This window comes from Candidatus Amarolinea dominans (assembly GCF_016704685.1).
GTDB classification, from domain to species: domain Bacteria; phylum Chloroflexota; class Anaerolineae; order SSC4; family Amarolineaceae; genus Amarolinea; species Amarolinea dominans.
The window spans coordinates 107293-128915 of the sequence record NZ_JADIZS010000080.1; the positions used below are offsets into that span (position 1 = coordinate 107293).

20 protein-coding genes, 1 tRNA gene and 4 pseudogenes are annotated in these 21623 nt (G+C 62.9%); 20 read left to right on the top strand and 5 right to left on the bottom strand.

Going from position 1 to position 21623, the window contains the following annotated elements; all coding sequences use genetic code 11:
* Nucleotides 1-397 precede the first annotated feature (397 nt).
* The 8 genes from IPF85_RS27140 (at nucleotide 398) to IPF85_RS27175 (ending at nucleotide 7806) form a co-directional block, all read left to right on the top strand.
* On the top strand, nucleotides 398-976 hold the full coding sequence (locus IPF85_RS27140) for a hypothetical protein (protein ID WP_343411177.1): 579 nt from the start codon (nucleotides 398-400) through the stop codon (nucleotides 974-976).
* Nucleotides 879-2024 carry a hypothetical protein gene (locus IPF85_RS27145; protein ID WP_343411178.1) on the top strand — a complete coding sequence of 382 codons (1146 nt, stop codon included), beginning with the start codon at nucleotides 879-881 and terminating at the stop codon, nucleotides 2022-2024. Before IPF85_RS27140 ends, IPF85_RS27145 begins: the two co-directional genes overlap by 98 nt.
* Nucleotides 1913-3157 carry an interleukin-like EMT inducer domain-containing protein gene (locus IPF85_RS27150; protein WP_343411179.1) on the top strand — a complete coding sequence of 415 codons (1245 nt, stop codon included), beginning with the start codon at nucleotides 1913-1915 and terminating at the stop codon, nucleotides 3155-3157. The genes IPF85_RS27145 and IPF85_RS27150 overlap by 112 nt, the downstream gene beginning before the upstream one ends.
* 122 nt (nucleotides 3158-3279) lie before the next feature.
* Nucleotides 3280-5238 carry a DUF2723 domain-containing protein gene (locus IPF85_RS27155; RefSeq protein WP_343411180.1) on the top strand — a complete coding sequence of 653 codons (1959 nt, stop codon included), beginning with the start codon at nucleotides 3280-3282 and terminating at the stop codon, nucleotides 5236-5238.
* 17 nt (nucleotides 5239-5255) lie between these two features.
* Nucleotides 5256-5705 carry a hypothetical protein gene (locus IPF85_RS27160; RefSeq protein ID WP_343411181.1) on the top strand — a complete coding sequence of 150 codons (450 nt, stop codon included), beginning with the start codon at nucleotides 5256-5258 and terminating at the stop codon, nucleotides 5703-5705.
* A gap of 338 nt (nucleotides 5706-6043) precedes the next feature.
* Nucleotides 6044-6838, top strand: coding sequence for an electron transfer flavoprotein subunit beta/FixA family protein (locus IPF85_RS27165; RefSeq protein ID WP_343411182.1), 795 nt, complete (start codon nucleotides 6044-6046; stop codon nucleotides 6836-6838).
* A gap of 18 nt (nucleotides 6839-6856) precedes the next feature.
* Entirely contained in the window at nucleotides 6857-7060 is a 204-nt protein-coding gene (locus IPF85_RS27170) for a hypothetical protein (protein ID WP_343411183.1), read from the top strand.
* Complete coding sequence (locus IPF85_RS27175) at nucleotides 7039-7806, top strand: electron transfer flavoprotein subunit alpha/FixB family protein (RefSeq protein ID WP_343411184.1); 768 nt, start codon at nucleotides 7039-7041, stop codon at nucleotides 7804-7806. Before IPF85_RS27170 ends, IPF85_RS27175 begins: the two co-directional genes overlap by 22 nt.
* A 111-nt stretch (nucleotides 7807-7917) precedes the next feature.
* Here IPF85_RS27175 and IPF85_RS27180 read toward each other — a convergent pair.
* The 5 genes and pseudogenes from IPF85_RS27180 to rpsF all read right to left on the bottom strand — a co-directional run.
* Nucleotides 7918-8259: pseudogene (locus IPF85_RS27180) on the bottom strand (peptidylprolyl isomerase); the annotation flags it as partial.
* Between the two features lie 173 nt (nucleotides 8260-8432).
* Nucleotides 8433-9152: a SurA N-terminal domain-containing protein gene (locus IPF85_RS27185; protein ID WP_343411185.1), complete on the bottom strand. Its 720-nt coding sequence runs from the start codon at nucleotides 9150-9152 to the stop codon at nucleotides 8433-8435.
* Nucleotides 9127-9377 (bottom strand): annotated as a pseudogene (gene rpsR, locus IPF85_RS27190) (30S ribosomal protein S18). The gene IPF85_RS27185 and the pseudogene rpsR overlap by 26 nt, the downstream one beginning before the upstream one ends.
* Before the next feature lie 323 nt (nucleotides 9378-9700).
* The gene (gene ssb, locus IPF85_RS27195) at nucleotides 9701-10012 is read right to left on the bottom strand and encodes a single-stranded DNA-binding protein (RefSeq protein ID WP_343411186.1); all 312 of its coding nucleotides are present in this window, start codon (nucleotides 10010-10012) and stop codon (nucleotides 9701-9703) included.
* Nucleotides 10013-10103: 91 nt separating this feature from the next.
* Nucleotides 10104-10391: a 30S ribosomal protein S6 gene (gene rpsF / locus IPF85_RS27200; protein ID WP_343408696.1), complete on the bottom strand. Its 288-nt coding sequence runs from the start codon at nucleotides 10389-10391 to the stop codon at nucleotides 10104-10106.
* Nucleotides 10392-10620: 229 nt separating this feature from the next.
* Between rpsF and IPF85_RS27205 the strand changes: the two genes are divergently transcribed.
* From IPF85_RS27205 to IPF85_RS27260, 12 genes and pseudogenes are all read left to right on the top strand, one after another.
* Nucleotides 10621-10695 (top strand) — tRNA-Pro (locus IPF85_RS27205).
* Nucleotides 10696-11016: 321 nt separating this feature from the next.
* Complete coding sequence (locus tag IPF85_RS27210) at nucleotides 11017-11544, top strand: hypothetical protein (RefSeq protein ID WP_343411187.1); 528 nt, start codon at nucleotides 11017-11019, stop codon at nucleotides 11542-11544.
* Between the two features lie 285 nt (nucleotides 11545-11829).
* Nucleotides 11830-12510, top strand: a complete 681-nt coding sequence (locus IPF85_RS27215) for a hypothetical protein (RefSeq protein WP_343411188.1) — start codon at nucleotides 11830-11832, stop codon at nucleotides 12508-12510.
* Nucleotides 12485-12691 carry a hypothetical protein gene (locus IPF85_RS27220; RefSeq protein ID WP_343411189.1) on the top strand — a complete coding sequence of 69 codons (207 nt, stop codon included), beginning with the start codon at nucleotides 12485-12487 and terminating at the stop codon, nucleotides 12689-12691. Before IPF85_RS27215 ends, IPF85_RS27220 begins: the two co-directional genes overlap by 26 nt.
* A gap of 431 nt (nucleotides 12692-13122) precedes the next feature.
* Nucleotides 13123-13398 (top strand): hypothetical protein, encoded by a 276-nt coding sequence (locus tag IPF85_RS27225; RefSeq protein WP_343411190.1) that lies wholly within the window; start codon nucleotides 13123-13125, stop codon nucleotides 13396-13398.
* A gap of 242 nt (nucleotides 13399-13640) precedes the next feature.
* Nucleotides 13641-13850, top strand: coding sequence for a nitroreductase/quinone reductase family protein (locus tag IPF85_RS27230; RefSeq protein WP_343411191.1), 210 nt, complete (start codon nucleotides 13641-13643; stop codon nucleotides 13848-13850).
* Entirely contained in the window at nucleotides 13820-14074 is a 255-nt protein-coding gene (locus tag IPF85_RS27235; RefSeq protein WP_343411192.1) for a hypothetical protein, read from the top strand. The genes IPF85_RS27230 and IPF85_RS27235 overlap by 31 nt, the downstream gene beginning before the upstream one ends.
* A 729-nt stretch (nucleotides 14075-14803) precedes the next feature.
* Nucleotides 14804-14953, top strand: coding sequence for a hypothetical protein (locus tag IPF85_RS27240; protein ID WP_343411193.1), 150 nt, complete (start codon nucleotides 14804-14806; stop codon nucleotides 14951-14953).
* A gap of 259 nt (nucleotides 14954-15212) precedes the next feature.
* Nucleotides 15213-17359: pseudogene (locus tag IPF85_RS27245) on the top strand (DEAD/DEAH box helicase family protein).
* A gap of 15 nt (nucleotides 17360-17374) precedes the next feature.
* Nucleotides 17375-18413 (top strand): annotated as a pseudogene (locus tag IPF85_RS27250) (PDDEXK nuclease domain-containing protein).
* 4 nt (nucleotides 18414-18417) lie between these two features.
* Nucleotides 18418-19869, top strand: a complete 1452-nt coding sequence (locus IPF85_RS27255) for a class I SAM-dependent DNA methyltransferase (RefSeq protein ID WP_343411194.1) — start codon at nucleotides 18418-18420, stop codon at nucleotides 19867-19869.
* Complete coding sequence (locus IPF85_RS27260) at nucleotides 19859-21577, top strand: restriction endonuclease subunit S (protein WP_343411195.1); 1719 nt, start codon at nucleotides 19859-19861, stop codon at nucleotides 21575-21577. Before IPF85_RS27255 ends, IPF85_RS27260 begins: the two co-directional genes overlap by 11 nt.
* The last annotated feature ends 46 nt before the right edge of the window (nucleotides 21578-21623 follow it).

A 21623-nucleotide genomic window follows, 5' to 3' on the forward strand; every position in this document is an offset into this window, starting at 1 on the left:
CCGCTCACCCTCATCACCGGCCTGTACCACGCGCCCAGCGGGCAGCGCCTGCCCGTACTCGATCAATCCGGCCAGGCCGCGGGCAATCATGTGGAGATCACCACGCTGACGATCGCACAGTGATCCCAACATCCTCATCCCAGTAGTTCCAAATGTAGCCTGGTTTTTACCACAGAGATCACAAAGAACGCAGAGAAGTTGCCGATTTGCGTCTGATCTGCCGTTTCTTTGTGTTCACCAACCCCCGCATGTGCTCTTTGTGGTTGAATGTGTGCTACATTTGGAGCTGCTGTCCTCATCCCACCTTGTCACCTGTCCACGCCTGTGGTAACATAGCCTTATCTCGTTGTGCGAGGCAGGTATGCGTTTGTTGTCGTTCATCAGGCGCCGACCACACATGGCGGCTCTGACATTATTTTCCTTTCTCACCCTGGCCCTGACCTATCCCCTGGTCACTCATTTGACCACGCATGTGCCGGGCAGCGCCACTTGGGCGTTCGATGAATACACCTTCCTCTGGAGCGCCTGGTGGTTCAAAACGGCTGCGCTGGATCTGCACAGCAGCCCGCTGCACACCCATCTGCTCTTCTATCCGCTTGGCCTGGATCTGATTCTCTACACCTACAACTTTTTTCATGCCGTGCTGGGCCTGCCCCTGCAACTGGCGGGCAACGTGCCCCTCGCCAGCAACCTGATGCTCTGGTTTGCCACGCTGCTGAGCGGCTACGGCGCCTTCCTCCTGACCCGCTGGCTGTTGCGACCTACCGATAAACGCCAGGCCGCGCCACTCCTTCCCAGCGCTGCTGGCCGGGCTGATCTACGCGTTTGGCGCCAATCGGGCCATTTACCAGGCCCTCGGTCATTACAACATCGCCAGCGTGCAATGGCTGCCCTTTGCCCTGCTCTATTTTCTCAAGGCTGCGCAGGCCGACGGCCGCGCCGCCTGGCGCGCAGCCGTGCTGGCCGGCCTCTTTAGCGGCTTCCTCCTGCTCACCGACATGACCTTTGCCGTCTTCCTGGCGCTGGCGCTGCTGGTGCTGCTGCCCATGCAGCCCCGGCCAAACGCCGCGCCGCCTGCCCGCCGCCCGACCTGGGGACAGCAGTTGGCCCGATTGGCCCTCGCCGGCGCGGTGGCCGCGCTGGTCAGCGGCTATCTGCTGCTGCCCACCGTGCGCGAGATGCTCGGCGGCCGCTACGGCCTGGAGGGTTGGGGCGATGCGCTCAAGCTCTCCAACGACCTGGCGAGCTTCGTCACGCCGGTGGCGCTGCATCCCCTGCTGGGGCAAAATTGGCCGCAGGCGCTGCGCGCGGCTGAAACCGGCAGCGCCCGTTTCAGCGATGTCAACACCGGCTTCGTCGGCATCGTCACCCTGGCGCTGGCGCTCGTGGCCGGCCTGACCGCCCGCTGGAGCAAGTCCGGCCTGGCAGCCTGGCAGGCGCTGGCCGGCTGGATCGGCCTGGCCCTGCTCAGCGCGCTGCTCTCGCTCGGCCCCCTGCTGCAAATCAACGGCCAATGGCGCTTCGGGCTGGACAACCTGCTGCCGGAGGGCGTCACCTTCCCGCTGCCGTTTGCCCTGCTGCACTACCTGCCGTTCATCAACGCCAACCGCACGCCCAACCGCTTCAGCATCCCGCTGATGCTGGCGCTGGCGGTGCTGGCCGCGGTGGGCAGTCAACATCTGCGCACGCGGCTGGCGGGTTGGCGGCCCGGCCGGCCTCTGATCGCGGGGTTGAGCGGTGTGCTGGCCGCCGCGGTGCTCTTCGAGCATCTCGCCTGGCCCCTGCCGCTGACCGACACGCGGCCGCCGGCCGTCTACAGCCAACTGGCGCAGGAGCCGGGACCGTTCGCGGTGCTCTCCTGCCGCTGGGCTGGCGCAACGGCTTTCGTGTCTTCGGCTCCGAAGATACACGCGTGCAGTGGTACCAACATCTCCACGGTCAGCCCATCATCGGCGGTAACGCGGTGCGCAATCCGCCCTTCAAGTTCGACTATTTCGAGCGCCTGCCGCTCTTCCAGGCGTTGACCGGCCTGGAGATGTATCGAACGCCCGCGCCCGCGCTCGATCAGGCTGCCCGCGATCAGGCCGCGGCGCTGATGAGCCTGCTCAACGTGCGTTACCTGGTGGTCAACCCGCCGGTGCCAGGACGCTATCCGTATGTGGACACCTGGCAGGCGACGCGGGACTATGCCCTGCAGGTGCTGCCGGTTGATCCGCAGCCCATTTTCGAGGCCGATGGCGTGCAGGTCTACCGGGTGCAGGCGCCGCCCCCGCCGCTGCCGTTCGAGCTCGATTTTGGCGGCCAGGACACCCTGCCCTACCGCGGCGACCACTGGGATGTGGATGAAGCCGATCTGGCCGGCGCCAGCGCGGTTTGGATGACCGGCCGCCAGACTGAGCTCTTCCTGCCGGTGCAGCCGCAGCCCGGTCAGAAGCTGCGGCTGACGCTGCGGGTCACGCCTTACAGCTACCCCGGCGGCCCTGGGCAAACGTTGGCGGTGGCTTGGAACGGCCGCGCCTTGGGCCAGCGCAGCCTGACGCCAGGTTGGCAGGAGCTGACGTTCGACGTGCCCGATGTCCAGGAGACGGGGGGCAGCGGCCCCAGCATCATCAGCCTGACCAGCGGCTGGACGCAGGCCCCGCGCAACGCGCAGCCGGAGAGCGCCCTGATCGGTGCGACTGGCGTGGCTGCGCCGGTCATCATCGAGGTGCATGCCTTCAGCGAAGCCTTCATTACCCTGATCGGGCCAGAGGGCGAGCGATTCGATGCCTCGGCCGGCCGCCGCGGCATCAACCTGGCGGTGCTGGATGAAAAGACGGGCGCGCTGCTGGACAAGCGCGGCTTCGACACCGCGGCCAACGACTTCGAGGCCGAGGCGCTGACCGCCTACCTGGCGCAGGTGCCGGCCGGGCGCGTGGTGGTGGTTGCCACGAAAGAAGATGCGACGCGGCACCTGACCGCGGCGGCACGCGCGGCCCTGGGGCGTCTGGGGCTGCCGGCCGATCTGGCGGCCGGCGCCAGTTTGGCCGCGGTCGGTGTGCAAGGCGCGGGGAATGGCGTCGGCGCCATAGCCTGGGCGCCCGGCGATGCCTATCTGAAGGTGGGCGGCGACGCCCGGCCGCTGGCCTTCGCCCTGGACTGGGTGCGCGTGCAGTGAGCGTTGTGACTCGATCCGGCGACCTGGCGCTTGCAAGCACGCGCTGGAGTCGCGGCAACCCAGGCAAGGCCCATCCCCGTGGGCTGCGCTTCAGGATGAAAATGCATCCGTGAGGATGAACCATGAGCATGGAAAAACTGGACGAGGCAACAACCAAGTCGGTGGATGGGCCGCCGGCGCAGCGCTGGCTGGCCCTGGCGCTGATGGTCGGCGGCTGGGCGTTGTACGGGGCCACGATGGCGCCGGGGCTGCTGTTCGGCGATTCCGGTGAGCTGCAATTTGCCCTGCCCATCGGCGGCCTGATCCACCCGACCGGCTACCCGTTGTTTGGCGCGCTGGGCTGGCTGTGGACGCAGGCAACGCCGTGGTGGCCCGAACCGGCCACGCGGGTCAACGCCTTTTCGGTGCTGTGGGGCGGTGTCGCGCTGGGCCTCTTCTTCCTGGTGACGCAGCACCTGCTCTTACGCGTCCTCCCCACCCAGTCAACAGGCAGCCGGTGGCTGTGCGGCGTGTTTGCCACACTGCTGTTGGCGGTCTCCCCAACCTGGTGGTCGCAGGCGGTCATTGCCGAAGTTTACACCTTCAACGCGGTGCTGATGCTGGCCGTCCTCTATCTGGTGTTGCGTTGGGCGGCCGCCCAACGCGCCGATCGGGCCACGGCGGGGCGCTGGCTCAACGCCACTGGCGTCATGTTCGGCCTCAGCCTGACGCATCATCAGACCACGGTGCTGTTGGCCCCGGCCGTCATGCTCTTCATGCTGCGCGTGCAACCCGCCATTGCCCTGCTGCTGCGTCGCCTGACGATCCTGCTGCTCTGCGCCGGCCTGCCGTTGCTGCTCTATCTGACCATTCCCTGGCGTGCGCAGTTCACCCCCTACGCCCGCGTGGAATTGAGCAACGGCCATGCGCTGCAACTGTACGAATCGGGCTTCAGCGGCTTCATGCAATGGACCACCGGCGTGCGTTTTGCCGGCGCCTTGCGCACACCAGAGGCTGCGCTGGCGCAGTTGCCCCAGGCGCTAACTTGGGCCAGAGAGCAATTTGGCGCCGCGGGCCTGGCACTGGCGGCCCTGGGCGTGCTCCATCTGCTTCTGCACCAACGCCGCGGCATGTTGACCCTGACCGGCGCGGCCCTGCTGGGCCTGCTCGCCTTCAATCTCTTCTATGGCATCGGCGACATCGCCGTCCTGTACATCCCGGTCTACCTGGTGCTCGGCATCTGGCTGGCGATCGGCCTGGCCGCGCTGGTGCAAACGGGCGCGCGGCTGGCGCGCGGCCAGATCGGGCGACTGCCATTGATCGTGCCGGCCGTCCTGCTCGTGTGGCCTCTCGCGTGGCTGGTCTGGCGCTTTCCCCTGCTTGACCTGAGCCAGCAGAACAAGGCGGCGGTGTGGTGGGAGCAGATTCTGAGTCAACCGATTCCGGCCAATGCCATCCTGGTCAGCAACGACCGTGATGAAATGACGCCGCTCTGGTACTACCAGCTCGTGCGGGGCCAGCACCAAGACCTGACCGGCCTCTTCCCACAGATCATGCCCGGTTCGGGATTTAGCGATGTGGCCCGTGTCGTGGAGAGTGCCTTGAGTCTGGGCGGCGGTCGGCCGGTGGTGTTGATCAAACCGATGCCGGGCCTGGATGTGAAGTTCGACCTGACCGCCACGGGGCAGGTGGTGCGCGTGAATGGGCCGGCGGTGACGCGCACCCCGGAGCGCCCGCTTGACCTGGGCCTGGGCGACGCGTTGCGCCTGATCGGCTATGGCGCCGATCCCAACAATCAATTGCGTCCGGGAGGCGCCCTGGTCGTCACGCTCTACTGGCAGCCGCAGCAAAAACTGGATGCCGACTTCACCGGCTTCGTGCAATTACTCGCTGCGTCCGGCGACAAGGTGGCGCAGGGCAATGATCATCCGGCCGGCGGCGCCTATTACCCCACCAGCCTGTGGCGGCCGGGCGAATTGCTGCGCGATGTCTTCACCGTCACCCTGCCATCTTCGCTGCAGCCTGGCGCCTACACCATACTGGCCGGCATGTACCGCACACACGAGGTCACCGGCGCAGTGCAAGAAATGGCGCCGCCCTGACCCTGGGCAAGATCGGCATGTTACCCGATGTCGCCCGACCGGCCACGGACCCCGAACGGCCGCTGAACGTGGAACTGGGCGATCGCATCCTTCTGCTCGGCTATTCGCTGCGCCGCTCAGATACCGCGCTGGAGGTCATCCTGCAGTGGCATGCCACCCGTTACGTTGACACAGACTACACGGTGTTCGTTCATCTGCTCGACCGCCGTGGGAATATCGTGGCGCAACACGACGGTGAACCCGCGGAGGGGCTGGCTTCCACCTCCATCTGGGTGCCTGGGCAGGCGATCCGCGACGAACACCGCTTGCTGTTGCCGTCCGACATGGCGCCCGGCACCTACACCCTGGTGTGCGGCATGTACGATCAGACCACGCGTGAGCGCCTGATCATCACGGATGGGCCGGTGTCACAACAAGGAGAGAGCCTGTTTCTGCAAGAGGTCACCTTCCTGGCACGTCGAGAGTAGGGGCACGGCCTTGCGCCTGCCCGCTAATATACTGCCTCTGTATGATTTTCCTCATGGCAGGCAGCCGCGATGATGTTAAACTTGTGAACGATCGTGCTGATGGGTGCATCATCCACGTAAGGAATAAAAATTAAATGAGTGTCCGATTTGGTGCTGTAAGGATCCGTCACGAAATAAGCGTCGCATATGACACGCTTGGACACGAAGGAAAGATGTAACAGTCATTTCGTGACGGATCCTAAGTATGCTCAGAATTTGCTCGGAACTGGACAGTTGAAAAATCTTTATTCCTGAATTCGGTACTCACGATTCCCCCGGCCAATCAAAGGGAGAGGTGTATGAAGATTGTTGTTTGCGTCAAGCAGACGCCTGACACGGCGGAATTACCCAAGGTTGATTTGACGCGTGTCAAGTCAGGCGAGTTAGGCGTGACCATGGTTGTCAACCCCTGGGATGAGTTTGCCCTGGAAGAGGGTATCCGCCTGAGCGAGCGTTTCAGCGGTGATGTCACCGCGGTGAGCATCGGCCCGGAACAGGCGGTCGCCGCGCTGCGCACTGCGCTGGCGATGGGCGTTGCCAATGCGGTGCTCTTGTCCGACGAGGCATTCAAAGATGGCGATGCCTGGGCAACAGCCCGTGTCCTGGCAGCCGCGATCAAGAAGAATGGCGCGGCCGATGTGATCGTCACCGGTAAACAGGCGGTGGATGGCAATAGCAGCCTGGTGTCGGTGGGGCTGTCGCGCCTGTTGGGCGCCAACTACCTCAGCGGCGTCACCAAGGTGGTTGACATCAGCGGTGGCAAAATCACCGTGGAGCGCAGCATGGAAGAGGGAAAAGAGACGACCACAGCCACGCTGCCCGCGGTGCTCTCCGTGGCCCGCGAGATCAACGAACCACGCTATCCCAGTTTCATGGGCATCCGCAAGGCCAACAAAGCCATCATTCCGTCCTGGACCGGGGGTGACTTGGGCCTGAGCGCGGGTCAGGTGGGCAAGGCCGGGTCGGTCATGGTTTGGGTTGACATGCGCAAGCCGCCCGCACGCGCGACCAAGTGCGAGATCATCAAGGCCGACACTGTGGAGCAGCAAGCCTCCATCCTCATGGATCGGCTGCTAGCCGATAAGGTACTCTAAAGGAAGGGGGACATCACTATGTCAGTCATGATTTGGGTCGAACAGTTCGAGGGCAGACCGACCAGCACCTCGTGGGAAGTTTTGGGCAAGGCGCGCGCCTTGGCCAGCGAATTGGGCGTAACAACCGGCGCCATTGTCCTGGGCAGCGGTGTGGATGCCGCGGCGCGGCGGCTATCAGCTATGGGGCCGACACCGTTTACGTGTGCGATGACCCCAGCCTGAAATCGTTCCGCCTCAATCCGTACACCGAGGTGATCAAGAAGGTCATTGGCGAGGTCAAGCCGACCATCGTGCTCTTCCCGGCCAGTGGGCGCGGCCGCGACCTGAGCGGTGCAGTGGCCTGCGATCTGAACACAGGCGTTGCGGCCGACGTGCTCGATCTGGCGCTGCGTGACGGGCGCCTGCTGGCGACGCGGCCGATCTACTCCGGCAACATCATGGTGGATGTGGTCAGCAAAGCCGATCCGCAGATTGCCAGCGTGCGCAATCGCGCCTTCCCGGCGCCCGAAGCCAATCCGGGTCTGGTGGGCAAGGTAGTCAAGGTGGCGCCGGTGCTGGCCGAAGGACAGGCCGGGACCAGCGTGAACAGCTTCGAGGTGGTCGGCGGTGGCGAGATCAGCCTGGGCGATGCGCGCATCATCGTTTCCGGCGGTCGCGGCGTCAAGGGCGCCGAAGGTTTTGCGCCGATCAAGGCATTGGCCGATGCCCTGGGCGCTGCCCTGGGCGCCAGCCGCGCGGCCGTGGATGCGGGCTGGATTCCGTACAAGCACCAGGTGGGGCAGACCGGCAAGACCGTGCGCCCCGATCTGTATGTGGCCTGCGGTATTTCAGGCGCCATCCAGCACCTGGCCGGCATGGGGTCGTCCAAGGTCATCGTGGCGATCAACAAAGGACGCCGAAGCGCCCATCTTTTGGCATTGCCAACTACGGCATCGTCGGCGACCTGTTCACGATCGTGCCGGCGCTGACCGCTGAGGCGAAGAAGCGTCTGGGTTAGTCCATTCTGCAGATCGCATCAGAAGAAAGAGCCGGGTTTCTTTGGAAACCCGGCTCTCTTTACGTGGTGTGGCGCAAGAAAACTAGCCGCCGATCGGCGTGGGCGGAATCTTACTGGTATTCCACGTCCGTTCGATCGTGCTCTCATCGCGCAGCTTGGTCAGGAATTCTTCGAACGCCTGATCCTTCTTGGCGCCGAGGGTGCTCTCATCCAGGGCGCGGGCGGGGTCCTTCTCCGTCACCATGATGATGTGATAGCCGAACTGCGACGTCACGATGTCGCTGAACTGGCCGACCTCGAGCTTGAAGGCCGCGTCCCTCGAACTCGGCCACCATGCGCCCCTGCCGAACCAGCCCAGGTCGCCGCCATTGGCGGCCGTGCTGTCGTCGGAGACCTCTTTCGCCACCGCGTCGAAGAGTTCACCGTTCTTGAGCGCGCCAGCGCGGCCTTGATCTTCTCATCGGCTGCCTTCTTCTCGTCATCGGTTGCGGTGTCCGCCACCGAAACCAGGATATGCCGCGTTGATCTGCTCTTCGGTCGTGGACGCGTCCGCGGTCACCATCTCTTGCAGTTTGGTGCGCAACAGGCGACTCTCCGTCAGGCGCGGAACTCGGCCTCGGTCACGCCAGAGGACTGCTTGATATTGTCCAACGTCTCTTTGTAGACACGCTGGTACTCAGTTTCGGTGTACGGGGTGGCGGTCGGTGCAGGCGTCACCGTGACGCTGACCACCTGGGTCCCCGTCACGCCGGCAGAGGTTGTCACCACCTGGGTCGAGGTGATCGTAGCTGGCGTCATGATCGGAGTCGGGGTCGCGTCTGGCTCGTAACCGAAGTTCTTCTGAACTTCCTTCTGCAGGTCAGCGGGGTCCACGCTCAGGCCGCGCTTGGCGGCTTCCTGACGAATCAGTGTCTCATCAATCATGTTGTCGAGCACACTCAGCGCCAACGTCTCCGGACTGCTCAACTGCTGCTCAAGCTGTTGAATCTGGGAGCCGAAGAAGTTGTTTGTTCCGCCTGGGTCGAGCTGTTCCTGAATCTGCTGGTATTGCGCCAGTTGATTCACGAGTAACGCCCGCTCATATTTGACGCGGGCCTGATAGCGGTCGGTCGTGATTTTTACGCCATTGGCGCTGGCCACGGGCGAATTGGGGATCAGGACTAACTGCTGCAGCAGCCCGGTCGCCAGCAGAATCACCACCAGGGCACCGGTAATGCCGACGCCAATCAGAACGCGGCGCTGAAGCTCACGCTCGCGCCGGTTGAGGGCCGTCTGTTTTTTGGTCGGTTCTTTAACCGCTCGTTCTCGCTTTGCCATGCCGCGTGGCGCTCCTGGTCAGAATTAGCCTTGTGTACCGCCGACGTAGGTCAGCAGGGCAAGGTAGCGCGCGTTTGATCGACACCGTCAGTTCGCGCTGATGGCGGGCGCAGGTGCTGGTTTTGCGACGCGGGCGGATTTTACCGCGTTCGGTCACATAGCGGCTCAGGACATCCACCGCCTTGTAGTCAATGAATTGACCTTGTCCACACAAAAAGCGCACACCGGCGACGCACGGCGCCAAAACGGCGTCCGCCAGGGCCGGCGCCGGGCGGCCCGCCATGCGGCCAGCGCGGAGGGCGGCTGCCGCCCGCGGACGACTGCCGCGGTCATCGCCCGGCTCATCCAAATCATCATCTACGATGTCAAAATTCGCAGCCACAGTCTACTTCCTGCTCTCACGGCGGCCCCCTCTCCGAATAACCGACATTTGCCTCGATAAGCGCCCGGAAGTAGTTATTCGGATAGACTAGTAATTGCTCTCTTCTTCGTCGCTGCTGGCATAATCAACTTCGCTGCTGCCGGGGCGGCTATCGAGCATGATCATCTCATTGGCAAACCAACTCGGTGCGGAAGTGCTTTTGCCCGGTTTGGTCTTCCCAATTCCGGGTCTGCGTAAATGCCCTTCCACGTAGACGCCGGCCTTTGCGCAAGTATTGATTACAGATTTCTGCCAGGTTTCCCCAGGCCACCACGTTGAACCATTCGGTGGCCTCGCGGCGTTCCCCTTCGGCTGTCACCCAGGTGCGGGTCACAGTGACGCTAAACGACGTCACGGGTTTGCCGCTGGGTGTGTAACGCATGTCGGGATCATGGCCGATTTGGCCGATGATCATGACTTTGTTCAGACCTCTTGGCATGTGTCTGGCTCCTCATCATCATTGCCCCGTCAATGCCAAACGGAGAAGTACGCTGCCCCGGAGAGGGCTGACGTTCTCAAGGCCGATATGCCTACACCGGCTTGGTGGTGAGCAAGTGGCGCAGCACGTTTTCGTTGAGACGCAGCGATCGTTCAAGCGCTGCTGTGGCCGATGGTAGCAACCGTATTCGCATCAGGATGTAGTTTCCTTCGCGCTGCTTGCGAATGAGATATGCAAGCGTACGGCGGCCCCACAGTTGGGTTTCGATGACTTCGCCACCCGTTGTGCGAATGAATTCGGCAATCCGCTCAGTGAGCGTATTGACACCCTCTTCGTCTAACTCCGTGCGGACAATCATCATCAGTTCGTACTCGTTCATAGAGGCCCGCGGCCTCGCTTTCTATGGGTTTGCCCCGGGTCCGGCCGCGGGCAGAAAGAACGAGGGATTGTGGCCCTCGTGCGAACGAAACTGATTTAGCATAAGGCCCCTGATTTGGCAAAGACGCTCAACGCGATGATGCTCAGCGGGCCGCCGGGCAGGATAGGCCCGCTGCGTTGGCCGGGCCAATTTTGCGGAACAGGGGTAATGTGGTATAGTTTGCACTGTTCGGGGAGTAGCGCAGCCAGGCTAGCGCGCACGGTTCGGGTCCGTGAGGTCGGAGGTTCAAATCCTCTCGCCCCGACACGACGATGGCAACAAGGCTCACCAGTCAAGCTGGTGAGCCTTGTGCATAGGGGACCAGCCACTTGATCAATGGGATGGCATGTGCTCTGCCCACACGTGATTCTCTCCGCTGACGCCCGCGGCGATGGCTATACTCCATGCACGGAGGGTGAAGACCTCGTCATGCTCGATACGCTGAAAAATCTTCTCATCGGTTCCCCGGTTCCCACCCGAAACAACCTCGGCGAGACACGCTTGAACAAAGTGCGCGCCTCTGGCATCCTTCTCACCCGGCGCTCTCGTCTCTCGCCTACGCGAACCAGAAATCTACCTGGCCCTGGTGGTCGCGGGCAGTGTCGGCCTCAGCCAGGCCTGGCCCATCAGCCTGGCGATCACCGCCCTCCTGCTGATCGTGGCCCTTTCCTATTATCAGACCATCCACGGCTACCCGTCGGGCGGCGGTCTTACGTGGTGGCGCAGGAAAACCTGGGTACCTTTGCCCGGCCTGCTGGCGGCCTCCGCGCTGCTCGTTGACTACATCCTGATTTGCCGCCGTCAGCCTGACCGCCGGCCTGGAAGCGACGCCCCGCCGCGCCCGCTCTGTGGCCGTATCGGGTGCCCGCAGGCCCTGCTCATCCTGGCCGTCATCACCCTGGTCAACCTGCGGCGTGCGCGTGAGACCGGCAGCCTGATGACGATCCCGGTCTACCTGTTCCTGCTGTGCTACTTCCCCATGTTGGCCTTTTGGCGCCTGGCGTGTGATCAGCGAAGGGCCTGTCTCACTGGCCGCCACCGCCCCGCCGGCCCTGCAACCGCTGACCTTGCTCCTGCTGCGCGCGTTCGCCGCCACCGTTGCGACCTGCGATGACCGGCATCGAGGCGGTCAGCAATGGGGTGCGCCGGTCTTCGCGCCCCGGCCGCCCAGAACGCCACGCACCCTTCTGGTCATGCCGCGCTGATGGGTGTGCTGTTCGCGGCCAGCATTTGGGACTACGCAATCGTTGGCCGTCATCAGCGGTCCGCAGGAAACCATCCTCTCGGCCCTGGCGCGGTCCATCCCTCGGCACAGGGCCGGCCTACCGGGTCATCCAGGTCACCACATTGTTGATCCTGGCCGTGGCGGCCAACACCAGCTTCGCCGGCTTCCCCGCAATTGGCCAGCGCTGCTGGCGCGACGGTTTCTTGCTCCCGCCAGTTAGCCGGCCTGGGCGACCGCCTGGTCTTTGCCAATGGCATTCTATGGCTGACGCTGATCACCGGCGCGTTGATCGTCGTCTCCCGCGGCCACAGCCATGCGCTGATCCCCCTCTTTGCGGTGGGCGCCTTCCTGGCCTACACCCTTTCGCAGATCGGCATGGTGCGGCACTGGGCGCGGACGCACGGGCGCGGCTGGCAGCTCAAGGCCGCGATCAACGGCTTGGGCGCGGTGACCACGGCCGTCACGCTGTTGGTGGTGCTCCTGGAAAAATTCCGCGACGGCGCCTGGCTGACCGTGATCGTCATTCCAGCCTTCACCTCGGATTCGGGCAATTCGCCACACTATCGCGCGGTTGCCAGCCAGCTTTCGCTGCGTGGCCTGCCGCCATCGCTCAAGCCTTTCCCGCACCGCGTGGTCATTCCCATCTCCGGCATCCATCGCGGCATCGTGGACGCGTTGGGCTTTGCGCACTATCGCGCAGGACATCACCGTGGTCTACGTGGAGCTGGAGCCAGGCATGGGCGCATATCCAGCAAGAATGGGAAGGCGTGGTGGCCGGATGTGCCGCTGGTCGTGGTGCCATCCCCACCGCTCGCTCGTGGGGCCGCTGTTGGACTACCTGGACGCGACCGATAACGAGCACCATGACGGGCAACTCGCCGTCGTCATCCTGCCCGAATTCGTCCCGGCGAAACGCTGGCATGGCATTCTGCACAACCAGACCGCCCGCCTGCTCAAGGTCGCGCTCCTCTACCGCCGGCGTCGGCAAGGCTTCCAGCGCGTCATCATTGACGTGCCCTATCACCTGCGGCGCTGACCGTCCGGCAGCGCTGACCTGAGTGAAGTCTCGATGGCGCGTTGAATTTGGATACGACACCCCAGACGGGGCGTGTGACGCCGCTACCCTAACTTATCGAGTAGAGACTCCCTGTGCTATAATGTTCACCACAAGCATAGAAGAAGCCGATTAATCGGCTTCTTCGAGGAGTAGCATGATGAACGGTAACGGAATGGTGGTTCAATTGACGTTATCCCCCAACAGACTGAGTTGTTGAGCGTCGTTGCACACACGCAACGACTCGCACCGGTTGAAGCCATCGAGATAGCATTGACAGAATGGCTGGAAAGACAAGTTCGTCTGGATAAAGCACGTCAAGCCATGCGCGAGTTAAGTCATGGTCTGGGCGAAGGGTCGGGTCACGACGTGGCGCGTACACATGACACCTATCTCTACGGCAGGCCGGCCGCATGAACGCCATCTTTGTGGACACCTGGGCCTGGTGCGCCATGACCGATAAAGCAGATGATGATCATCTCATTGCACAGTTGACCGGTGAAGAACTCCTGGACCGGGGGCACACCTTCGTTACCACTAACTTCGTGCTAGATGAAGCCATCACACTGATTCGTTACCGGATCGGCCATGCCACCGCTGTGCAGTTTTGGCACAAGATTCAGCAAATGGCTATGGGCGATCTGTTGAACCTGGTGCGTGTCACTGCCGCACACGAAAATGCTGCCTAGGTCATCTTCGAAAAATACGCCGATCAGGAATTCTCATTTACAGATTGTTGTTCTTTTGCTGTTATGCGCGCTATGAATCTTTCTCAAGTTTTCACCGCTGATGGCCACTTCGCCACAATAGGGTTCGTACGGATCCCGTAAGTTACCACGATGGCTGGCTCTCTGGCGCTAATCTCGGCGGCAAGGATTGATTGCGCTTGCGCCCAGTGACACTGCCCGCAATCCTTCACCAAGGAAAAGGCATGAACGGAAATAGCTTCATCGCGTGGCTGCTGCGTTCTCCCCTGAATAGCTTGCTCAGCAGCAACACCCTGCTCATCACCATGACCGGCCGCAAGACCGGCCTATTGATCACTACGCCGGTCAACTACGTGCGCGACGGCGACCGGCTGTGGGTCATCTCCAGCCGTGACCGCACCTGGTGGCGCAACCTGCCGGCGGTGCATCGGTGACTGTGCGCGTGCGTGGTCGTGACCTGCGCGGCATGGCCGAGGCGCTGCTGGAGCCGGAAGTGGTTGCTGCTCACCTGCCCACCTATCTGCGGGGCATGCCTATGGCCGCGCGTGTGGTAGGCGTGCGGCCTGCGCCCGGCCAAGCCGGCGCCTGGCAGCCGGAAGACCTGGCCCGCGCCGCGGCCACGCGCGTGCTGATCGAGATCCGGCTGGAGAGCGCGTGAGAGGGCCAATTGCTTTACAAGCCCGTGCTTGATGATATGATACGCTCAACCACACCGAAGCGCAATAGCGTTTCAGAAGTGAGAGGGTGACAGTGGCGCCAGAATCGGCGCGCCCGCCGCAGGAGCGATCGGGTTGTCACGTCCGAAGAGGTTGAAAACGCCATCACGGCCTATCAGCACAGCGAAATCACGTTGGGCCGGGCCGCCGAGAAAAGCGGCATGACACGCTGGGAGCTTATGAAACTCCTCGAGCAGAGAGGAACTCCAGTGACAATCGAAGTGCCTTCCGTCGCCAAAATGGATCAGTCTATCAACGTGCTCTTGGAGCTTCAGTCGCATGGTCGTGTCTGACACCAATGTCTTGACCTCGTTTGCGGCCGCTCGTGGCTTGGACATACTCTTGAGGGCCTTATCAGTGCAGATCGTCTTCATCCCACCCGCGGTGAAGCGAGAGATTGAAGCGGGTCTTGCTCGTCATGTCAGGCATTTGCAGTCAGTTCTTGACATGATGACACAGCAACGGCGACCCCCGGCGTATCATACACGTCGCCAGAGCGGGGTGGCCGCATTGCCAACGTCAACGAGTTGTAGCCCCTGACGCCCCATGCCTGCCCCTCGGTCGCCTACACACCGCGCAGAGCAGGATTCGATCACCGGAGCCAACATTGGTTCGAAGCGCACGGGATTGGGCGAAAGCGCATGAAGGACAAGTATCGGCTGGAGGCTCGCATGAAATACGTTCGCTGTGTCAAGAACGAAACGTTCATCTACGACCAGGATGGAAAACCGTTCGATGATGTCCTGGACGATTTGCAGGTAGGGCAGGTCTACAGGTTGGCGCCGCCGGTCGAGAACACGGGCGATGTTGCGCGCCGTTGACGAATCCGTGAGGATTACCTGTACCCGACAGACTACTTCGAACGGTTCGAGCAAGGCGATAACGGCGACCACCCCAATGCCATCACGATCTACGTCAGCGACTTCATGAAAGGCATTCTGCACGCAGAGGCTGTGGCAGCCCGCAAGTCGTTCACGCGCGCTGCGCGAGGGTGGACGAACGGCTATGATTTGCCGGCCGGCGCGGCAAAATAGAGCTGTGCCAGGCGCTTCGGCAGCGCCTGACGCGTGGTAACGTCAAATGAACAAGAAGCTGCTGACCGAACAGGAAATCCGCACCCGCTACATCGCCCCCGCCATCCAGGCCGCAGGATGGAAGCCGGGTCAAATCCGCGAGGAAGTGACCCTCGACGCTGGTCGGGTCATCGTGCGCGGCGCGCTGTCCATGCGCAGCGCTGAGCGCAAACGGGTGGACTACCTCCTCTCACACAAACCCGGCATTCCCCTGGCGATCGTCGAAGCCAAAGATAACAACCACAACCTGAGCGCAGGCATGGATCAGGCGCTGGAATACGCGGCGCTGCTGGACGCGCCGTTCGTCTACACCTCCAACGGCGACGGCTTCATGGAGCACGACCGCACGCTGACAGATGGGCCGCTGGAGCGCAAGCTGCGGCTGGATGAGTTCCCCTCGCCGGAGGCGCTGTGGCAGCGCACCATGCGGCAGACCGGCATTGCGCCGACGAGGTGGCGAAGGTGGCGGCGGAAGATTACTACTACGACCGCTCAGGCCGGGCCGCGCTACTACCAGCAGGTGGCGATCAACCGCACGGTCGCGCCATCGCCCAGGGCAGCAGCGCGTCCTGCTGGTCATGGCGACCGGCACCGGCAAGACCTACACGGCTTTTCAGGTCATCTGGCGGCTGTGGCGGGCCAAAAGGTGCGCCGCGTGCTGTTTCTGGCCGATCGCAACATCCTGATCGACCAGACCATGACCAACGATTTCAAGCATTTTGGCGACACCATGACCAAGATCACCGGCCGGCAGGTGGACAAATCCTACGAGATCTACCTGGCGCTGTATCAGGGGATCTCGGGCACGGAGGAGTGGCAGGACATCTACCGCCAGTTCTCGCCCGACTTCTTCGACCTGATCATCGTGGACGAGTGCCACCGCGGCAGCGCGGCCGAAGACTCGGCCTGGCGCGAGGTGCTGGAGTATTTCTCATCCGCAGTTCAGATCGGTCTGACAGCCACGCCCAAGGAAACCGAAGACGTCTCCAACATCGACTACTTCGGCGAGCCGATCTACACCTATTCGCTTCGCCAAGGCATCGAGGACGGCTTCCTGGCGCCCTACAAGGTGATCCGCATCGACCTGGACCGGGACGTGGACGGCTGGCGGCCGCGGCTGGGCGAACTGGACCGCTACCGCACACCCATCCCCAACGAGCTGTTCACCGCGCGCGACTTCGACCGCACGCTTTCATCAGCCCGGAAGAGCGCTATCCGGTGATCGCGACCACGTCCAAGCTGCTCAACACCGGCGTCGACACCCAGACGTGCCATTTGATCGTGCTGGACCGCACCATCAACTCGATGACCGAGTTCAAGCAGATCATCGGCCGCGGCACGCGTATCCGGGAAGACTTTGGCAAGACCTACTTCACCATCATGGACTTCCGCAACGTCACTCGCCAGTTTGCCGATCCGGACTTCGACGGCGATCCGGTGCAGATCTACGAGCCGGGCCCGCACGATCCGACCGTTCCGCCGGAGACGGCAGACGCTGCCGATGCCGGCGGCCGGCGATTACCAGGTTCCGGAGGGCCAGGAGACCAGCCCTCGCATCGCGGAACGGCCGCAGCGCGCGAGAAATACTACGTAAACGGCGTGGAGGTGCGCATCCTGGCCGAACGGGTCCAGTACCTGGACCGCAACGGCAACCTGCGCACCGCGTCCTTCCGCGAGTTCAGCCGCGAGAACCTGCGGCGCCAGTTCGCCTCGCTGGACGATTTCCTCAACCGCTGGAACGCAGCGGCGCAAGGAGGCGCTGCTGGACGAGCTGCTGGAGCAGGGCTTCCTGCTGGACAAGCTGCGGGAGGCCGCCAACGCCGACCTCGACCCGTTCGACCTGATCTGCCACGTGGCGTTCGACCGGCCGCCGCTGACGCAGGGCGAGCGCGCAGCAGCGCGCCAGAGCGCCCTGTTCGACCAATACGGCGGCATGGCGCGGCGCACGCTGGAAGCGCTGCTGGACAAGTACGCGGACCAGGGCATCGCGGCCGTGGAAGAGCGCGCGACGAGAACAAGGCGGCCGGGGTGCTGCAATTGCCGCCGCTCAACCAGATCGGCCAACCGGTGCAAATCCTGAAGGCGTTCGGCGGCAAGAAACGCTACTTCGAGGCGCTGGCCGCGTTGGCGCGGGAGATTTATCGCGCCGCCTGAAAGCGAGAGACGATCATGCCTTTTTCCGAACTGGAAATACCCTTCAATTATGCTGCGCTTCTGGCAGGCTTGCAGGAACGCATCCGCGGCGCGCAGGTGCGGGCTGTGCTTTCCGTCAACCGCGAACTGGTACTGCCTCTACTGGCAGATCGGCCGTGAGATCTTGGCCCAGCAGGGCGCGCAGGGATGGGGCGCGAAGGTGATTGACCGGCTGGCGCAGGATTTGCGCCGGGCCTTCCCGGAGATGAAGGGGTTTTCCGCGCGCAACTTGAAGTACATGCGGGCGTTCGCTGAGGCGTGGCCGGACGAGCAATTTGTGCAACAGGTTGTTGCACAATTGCCCTGGGGACACAACGTCCGGCTCCTTGATCGCATTGCCGATCAAGCAGAACGTATCTGGTACGCCCATAAAGCCATCGAGAACGGCTGGAGCCGCAACATCCTGGTGCATCAGATTGACACGCGGCTGCACGAGCGGCTGGGCGCGGCCCAAAGCAACTTCGCACGCACCTTGCCCGCGCCTCAATCAGAGCTGGCCCAGCAGTTATTGAAGGACCCTTACACCTTCGACTTCCTCAGCCTGGGTGCGGAGGCCCACGAGCGGGATCTGGAACGGGCGTTGATCGAGCACCTGCGCGCCTTCCTGCTCGAGCTTGGCATCGGCTTTGCGTTCGTCGGCAGCCAGTACCACCTGGAGATCGGCGACCAGGACTTCTACCTCGACCTGCTCTTCTATCATTTCCGCCTGCACTGCTTTGTGGTCATTGACTTGAAGAGCGGCGCGTTCCAGCCGGAAGACGCGGGCAAGATGAACTTCTACCTGTCGGGGGTGGATGACCGCCTGCGGGGGGAGCACGACCAGCCCGCCATCGGCCTCATCCTGTGCCGCGAGAAGAACCGGGTGATCGTGGAGTACGCGCTGCGCGATCTGAGCAAGCCCATTGGCGTGTCGGCCTATGAGCTGACGCGGGCGCTGCCGGAGGGCCTGCGCGGCAGTATGCCAACGATTGAGGAGCTAGAGGCCGCGCTATCCCCCGACCAGGAGCCTGCGTAATCCCATGTCCATCTCCACCCTGATCAAATCCATCCAGGACATCATGCGCCAGGACGCGGGCGTGGACGGCGACGCGCAGCGCATCTCGCAGCTCGTGTGGATGCTGTTCCTGAAGATCTTCGACGACAAGGAGCAGGAGTACGAGATCGGGCCGCATTACGTCTCGCCGATTCCTGCACGGCTGCGCTGGCGCAACTGGGCCGCGGACGACGAGGGGATGACCGGCGACGAGCTGCTGGCCTTCATCAACAATGAGCTGTTCCCCGGTCTGAAAGAGTTGGCGCTGGGGCCGGGCGATGATCCGCGCGGCTTCGTGGTGCGCGATGTCTTCGCGGACGCGTACAACTACATGAAGTCGGGCACGCTGCTGCGCCAGGTGATCAACAAGATCGCGGGCATTGACTTCAACGCGCTGGAGGATCGGCACCTTTTCGGCGACCTCTACGAGAAGATCCTGCGCGACCTGCAAAGCGCGGGCAACGCGGGCGAATACTACACGCCGCGGGCGGTGACGCAGTTCATGGTGGATATGACCGACCCGCAGCTCGGCCAGGTGGTGCTCGACCCGGCGTGCGGCACCGGCGGCTTCCTGGTCTGCGCGCTGGAGCACCTGAAGCGCCAGGCGCGGACGCCGGCCGACCTGGCGAAGCTCGGCCTGGCCATCCGCGGGGTGGAGAAGAAGCCGCTGCCGCACCTGCTCTGCATCACCAACCTGATCCTGCACGACATCGAGACGCCGCAGATTGACCGCGACAACGCGCTGGCGCGGCGGCCCTACCGCAGCTACGGCGACGCCGACCGCGTGGACATCATTCTGACCAACCCACCCTTCGGCGGCATGGAGGAGCCGGGCGTGGAGAGCAACTTCCCCGCGCAGTTCCAGACCAAGGAGACCGCAGACCTGTTCCTGGCGCTGATCGTACACCTGCTGCGCGACGGCGGCCAGGGCGCGATCGTGCTGCCCGACGGCTCGCTGTTCGGCGAAGGGGTGAAGACGCGGCTGAAGGAGCACCTGCTGGAGCGCTGCAACCTGCACACCATCGTGCGGCTGCCCAACGGCGTCTTTGCGCCCTACACCGACATCAACACCAACCTGCTCTTCTTCACCAAAGGGGAGCCGACGCGCGAGGTGTGGTACTTCGAGCACCCACTGCCCACGGGATACAAAAAGTACACCAAGACCCGGCCCATCCGCATCGAGGAGTTCGACCTGGAGAAGGCATGGTGGCCCGACCGGCAGGAGAACGTGTACGCCTGGCGCGTGAGCATCGCCGAGATCAAGGCGCGCGGTTACAACCTGGACATCAAGAACCCCAACAGCGTGGACGCCGCCCACGGCGACCCGGCCCGGCTGCTGGCCGACTATCGCCGCCTGGAGGCCGAGATCGCCGCGGCCCGCGCCGCGTTGAAGGCCGAGCTGCTGGCCGCGTTGGAACGGACTCCCCATGTCCCTTGACCTGCTCTTTCCCCACTTCGAGACCCTGATCCGCACGCCGGAGGACGTGGCGCGGCTCAACCAGGTCATCCTGGGACTGGCCGTGCAGGGCAAGCTCGTGCCGCAGGACCCGGCCGACGAGCCGGCGAGCGAGCTGCTGAAGCGGATTCGGGCGGAGAAGCAGCGGTTGGTGAAGGAAGGGAAGCTTGAGGAGTCGAAGGTATCGCGACGGATTGAACCGGCGGCCATGCCATACGAATTGCCGGAGTCGTGGGAGTGGGTGCGCTTGGGAAATCTAGCGGAGTCCATGTCCAACGGGATTTACAAGCCGGCAAATTTCTACGATGATGACGGTGTCGCATGCCTTCGGATGTACAACATTCAGGATGGCCGGATTTCCTTTCATGATCTGAAAAGAATGGACCTGACCGGTTCGGAAATCGCCACGTATGGGCTTCGAGAGGGCGATCTTCTGGTAAATCGCGTTAACAGTCGGGAGTTAGTGGGAAAAGCCGCCGTGATTCCTGTTATTAGAGAACTGCTGGTGTATGAGAGCAAGAACATCCGAGTACGTTTCTTAGGAGAGCTGACCGAAGCACATTTCATCAACGTAGTGTTCCGAACCTCTGTGGTTAAGACCGAGTTTGAACAGAGTGCAAAACAGACGACAGGTCAGGCAAGTATCAACCAAGCCCAGCTCAACGACCTAATGGTCCCTCTCCCTCCTCTCGCCGAGCAACGCCGCATCGTCGCCAAAGTCGAGTCCCTCTTCGCGCAGACCCGCGCCCTGGAGGTCAAGCTGCGCCAGGCCCGGGACGACCTCGTGACCGTCAACCGCGCCGCGCTGCACCGGCTGAGCGCCGCGACGGACGCCGGCGCGTTCGCGGCCGCGTGGGCCACCGTGCGCGATGCCTTTGACTTGCTCTACGCCGACCCGCGCAACGTGGTCGAGCTGCGCCAGGCCATCCTCCAACTGGCGGTGCAGGGCAAGTTGGTGCCGCAGGACTCGGCCGATGAGCCGGCGAGCGAGCTGCTCAAGCGGATTCGGGCGGAGAGGCGGCGGTTGGTGAAGGAAGGGAAGGTTAGGGAGGAGAAGGCGGTGCCATCAGCGAGAGCTGACGAACTATTTCACGCGTTACCTCCGGGATGGACGCGGGTTCAACTAGATGCGATCACCTTGATCAGGACAGGGTCAACACCGCGACGAGGAGAATCGAAGTACTACGAAAACGGTGACATCCCTTGGATTACCAGTAGCGTGACTGGGGCTCCGTTCATTACTCAGGCCAGTGAGTTCATTACTGAGGTGGCGCTAAAAGAGACAAACTGCCAGATCTACCCGAAGCATACTCTGATAGTCGCCATGTACGGCCAGGGAAAGACGCGCGGACAGGTTTCTGAGTTGCTCATTGACGCGGCAACAAATCAGGCGTGTGCGGCGCTTGTGTTTCATGGTATCGCCTGCGAAATCCGTCCTTACGTGAAGATCTTCCATCAGAAGAACTACCGGGAACTGCGAAGTCTTGCCGAAGGGGGAGCGCAGCCGAACCTCAACATCGGGAAGATAAAAGCCACGCTTATCCCACTTCCTCCCTTGGCCGAACAACACCGCATCGTCGCCAGGGTGGACCAGCTCATGCGGCTGTGCGATGCGCTGGAGGCCGGGCTGGCGCGGGCGGAGGGGGCGCGGCGGGCGCTCACGGCGGCGGTGTTGGGCGGGGCGGCGTGAGGCGTTTTGGATCACGAAGGCGCGAAGGGGTGCGAAGGGCGCGAAG

Coding starts and splice junctions, on each gene's coding strand:
- IPF85_RS27140 (WP_343411177.1), top strand. CDS start 398: ATGGCGGCTCTGACATTATTTTCCTTTCTCACCCTGGCCCTGACCTAT.
- IPF85_RS27260 (WP_343411195.1), top strand. CDS start 19,859: ATGTCCCTTGACCTGCTCTTTCCCCACTTCGAGACCCTGATCCGCACG.
- IPF85_RS27240 (WP_343411193.1), top strand. CDS start 14,804: ATGAAATACGTTCGCTGTGTCAAGAACGAAACGTTCATCTACGACCAG.
- IPF85_RS27230 (WP_343411191.1), top strand. CDS start 13,641: ATGAACGGAAATAGCTTCATCGCGTGGCTGCTGCGTTCTCCCCTGAAT.
- IPF85_RS27165 (WP_343411182.1), top strand. CDS start 6,044: ATGAAGATTGTTGTTTGCGTCAAGCAGACGCCTGACACGGCGGAATTA.
- IPF85_RS27255 (WP_343411194.1), top strand. CDS start 18,418: ATGTCCATCTCCACCCTGATCAAATCCATCCAGGACATCATGCGCCAG.
- IPF85_RS27170 (WP_343411183.1), top strand. CDS start 6,857: ATGTCAGTCATGATTTGGGTCGAACAGTTCGAGGGCAGACCGACCAGC.
- IPF85_RS27160 (WP_343411181.1), top strand. CDS start 5,256: ATGTTACCCGATGTCGCCCGACCGGCCACGGACCCCGAACGGCCGCTG.
- IPF85_RS27185 (WP_343411185.1), bottom strand. CDS start 9,152: ATGGCAAAGCGAGAACGAGCGGTTAAAGAACCGACCAAAAAACAGACG.
- IPF85_RS27225 (WP_343411190.1), top strand. CDS start 13,123: ATGAACGCCATCTTTGTGGACACCTGGGCCTGGTGCGCCATGACCGAT.
- rpsF (WP_343408696.1), bottom strand. CDS start 10,391: ATGAACGAGTACGAACTGATGATGATTGTCCGCACGGAGTTAGACGAA.
- IPF85_RS27155 (WP_343411180.1), top strand. CDS start 3,280: ATGAGCATGGAAAAACTGGACGAGGCAACAACCAAGTCGGTGGATGGG.
- ssb (WP_343411186.1), bottom strand. CDS start 10,012: ATGCCAAGAGGTCTGAACAAAGTCATGATCATCGGCCAAATCGGCCAT.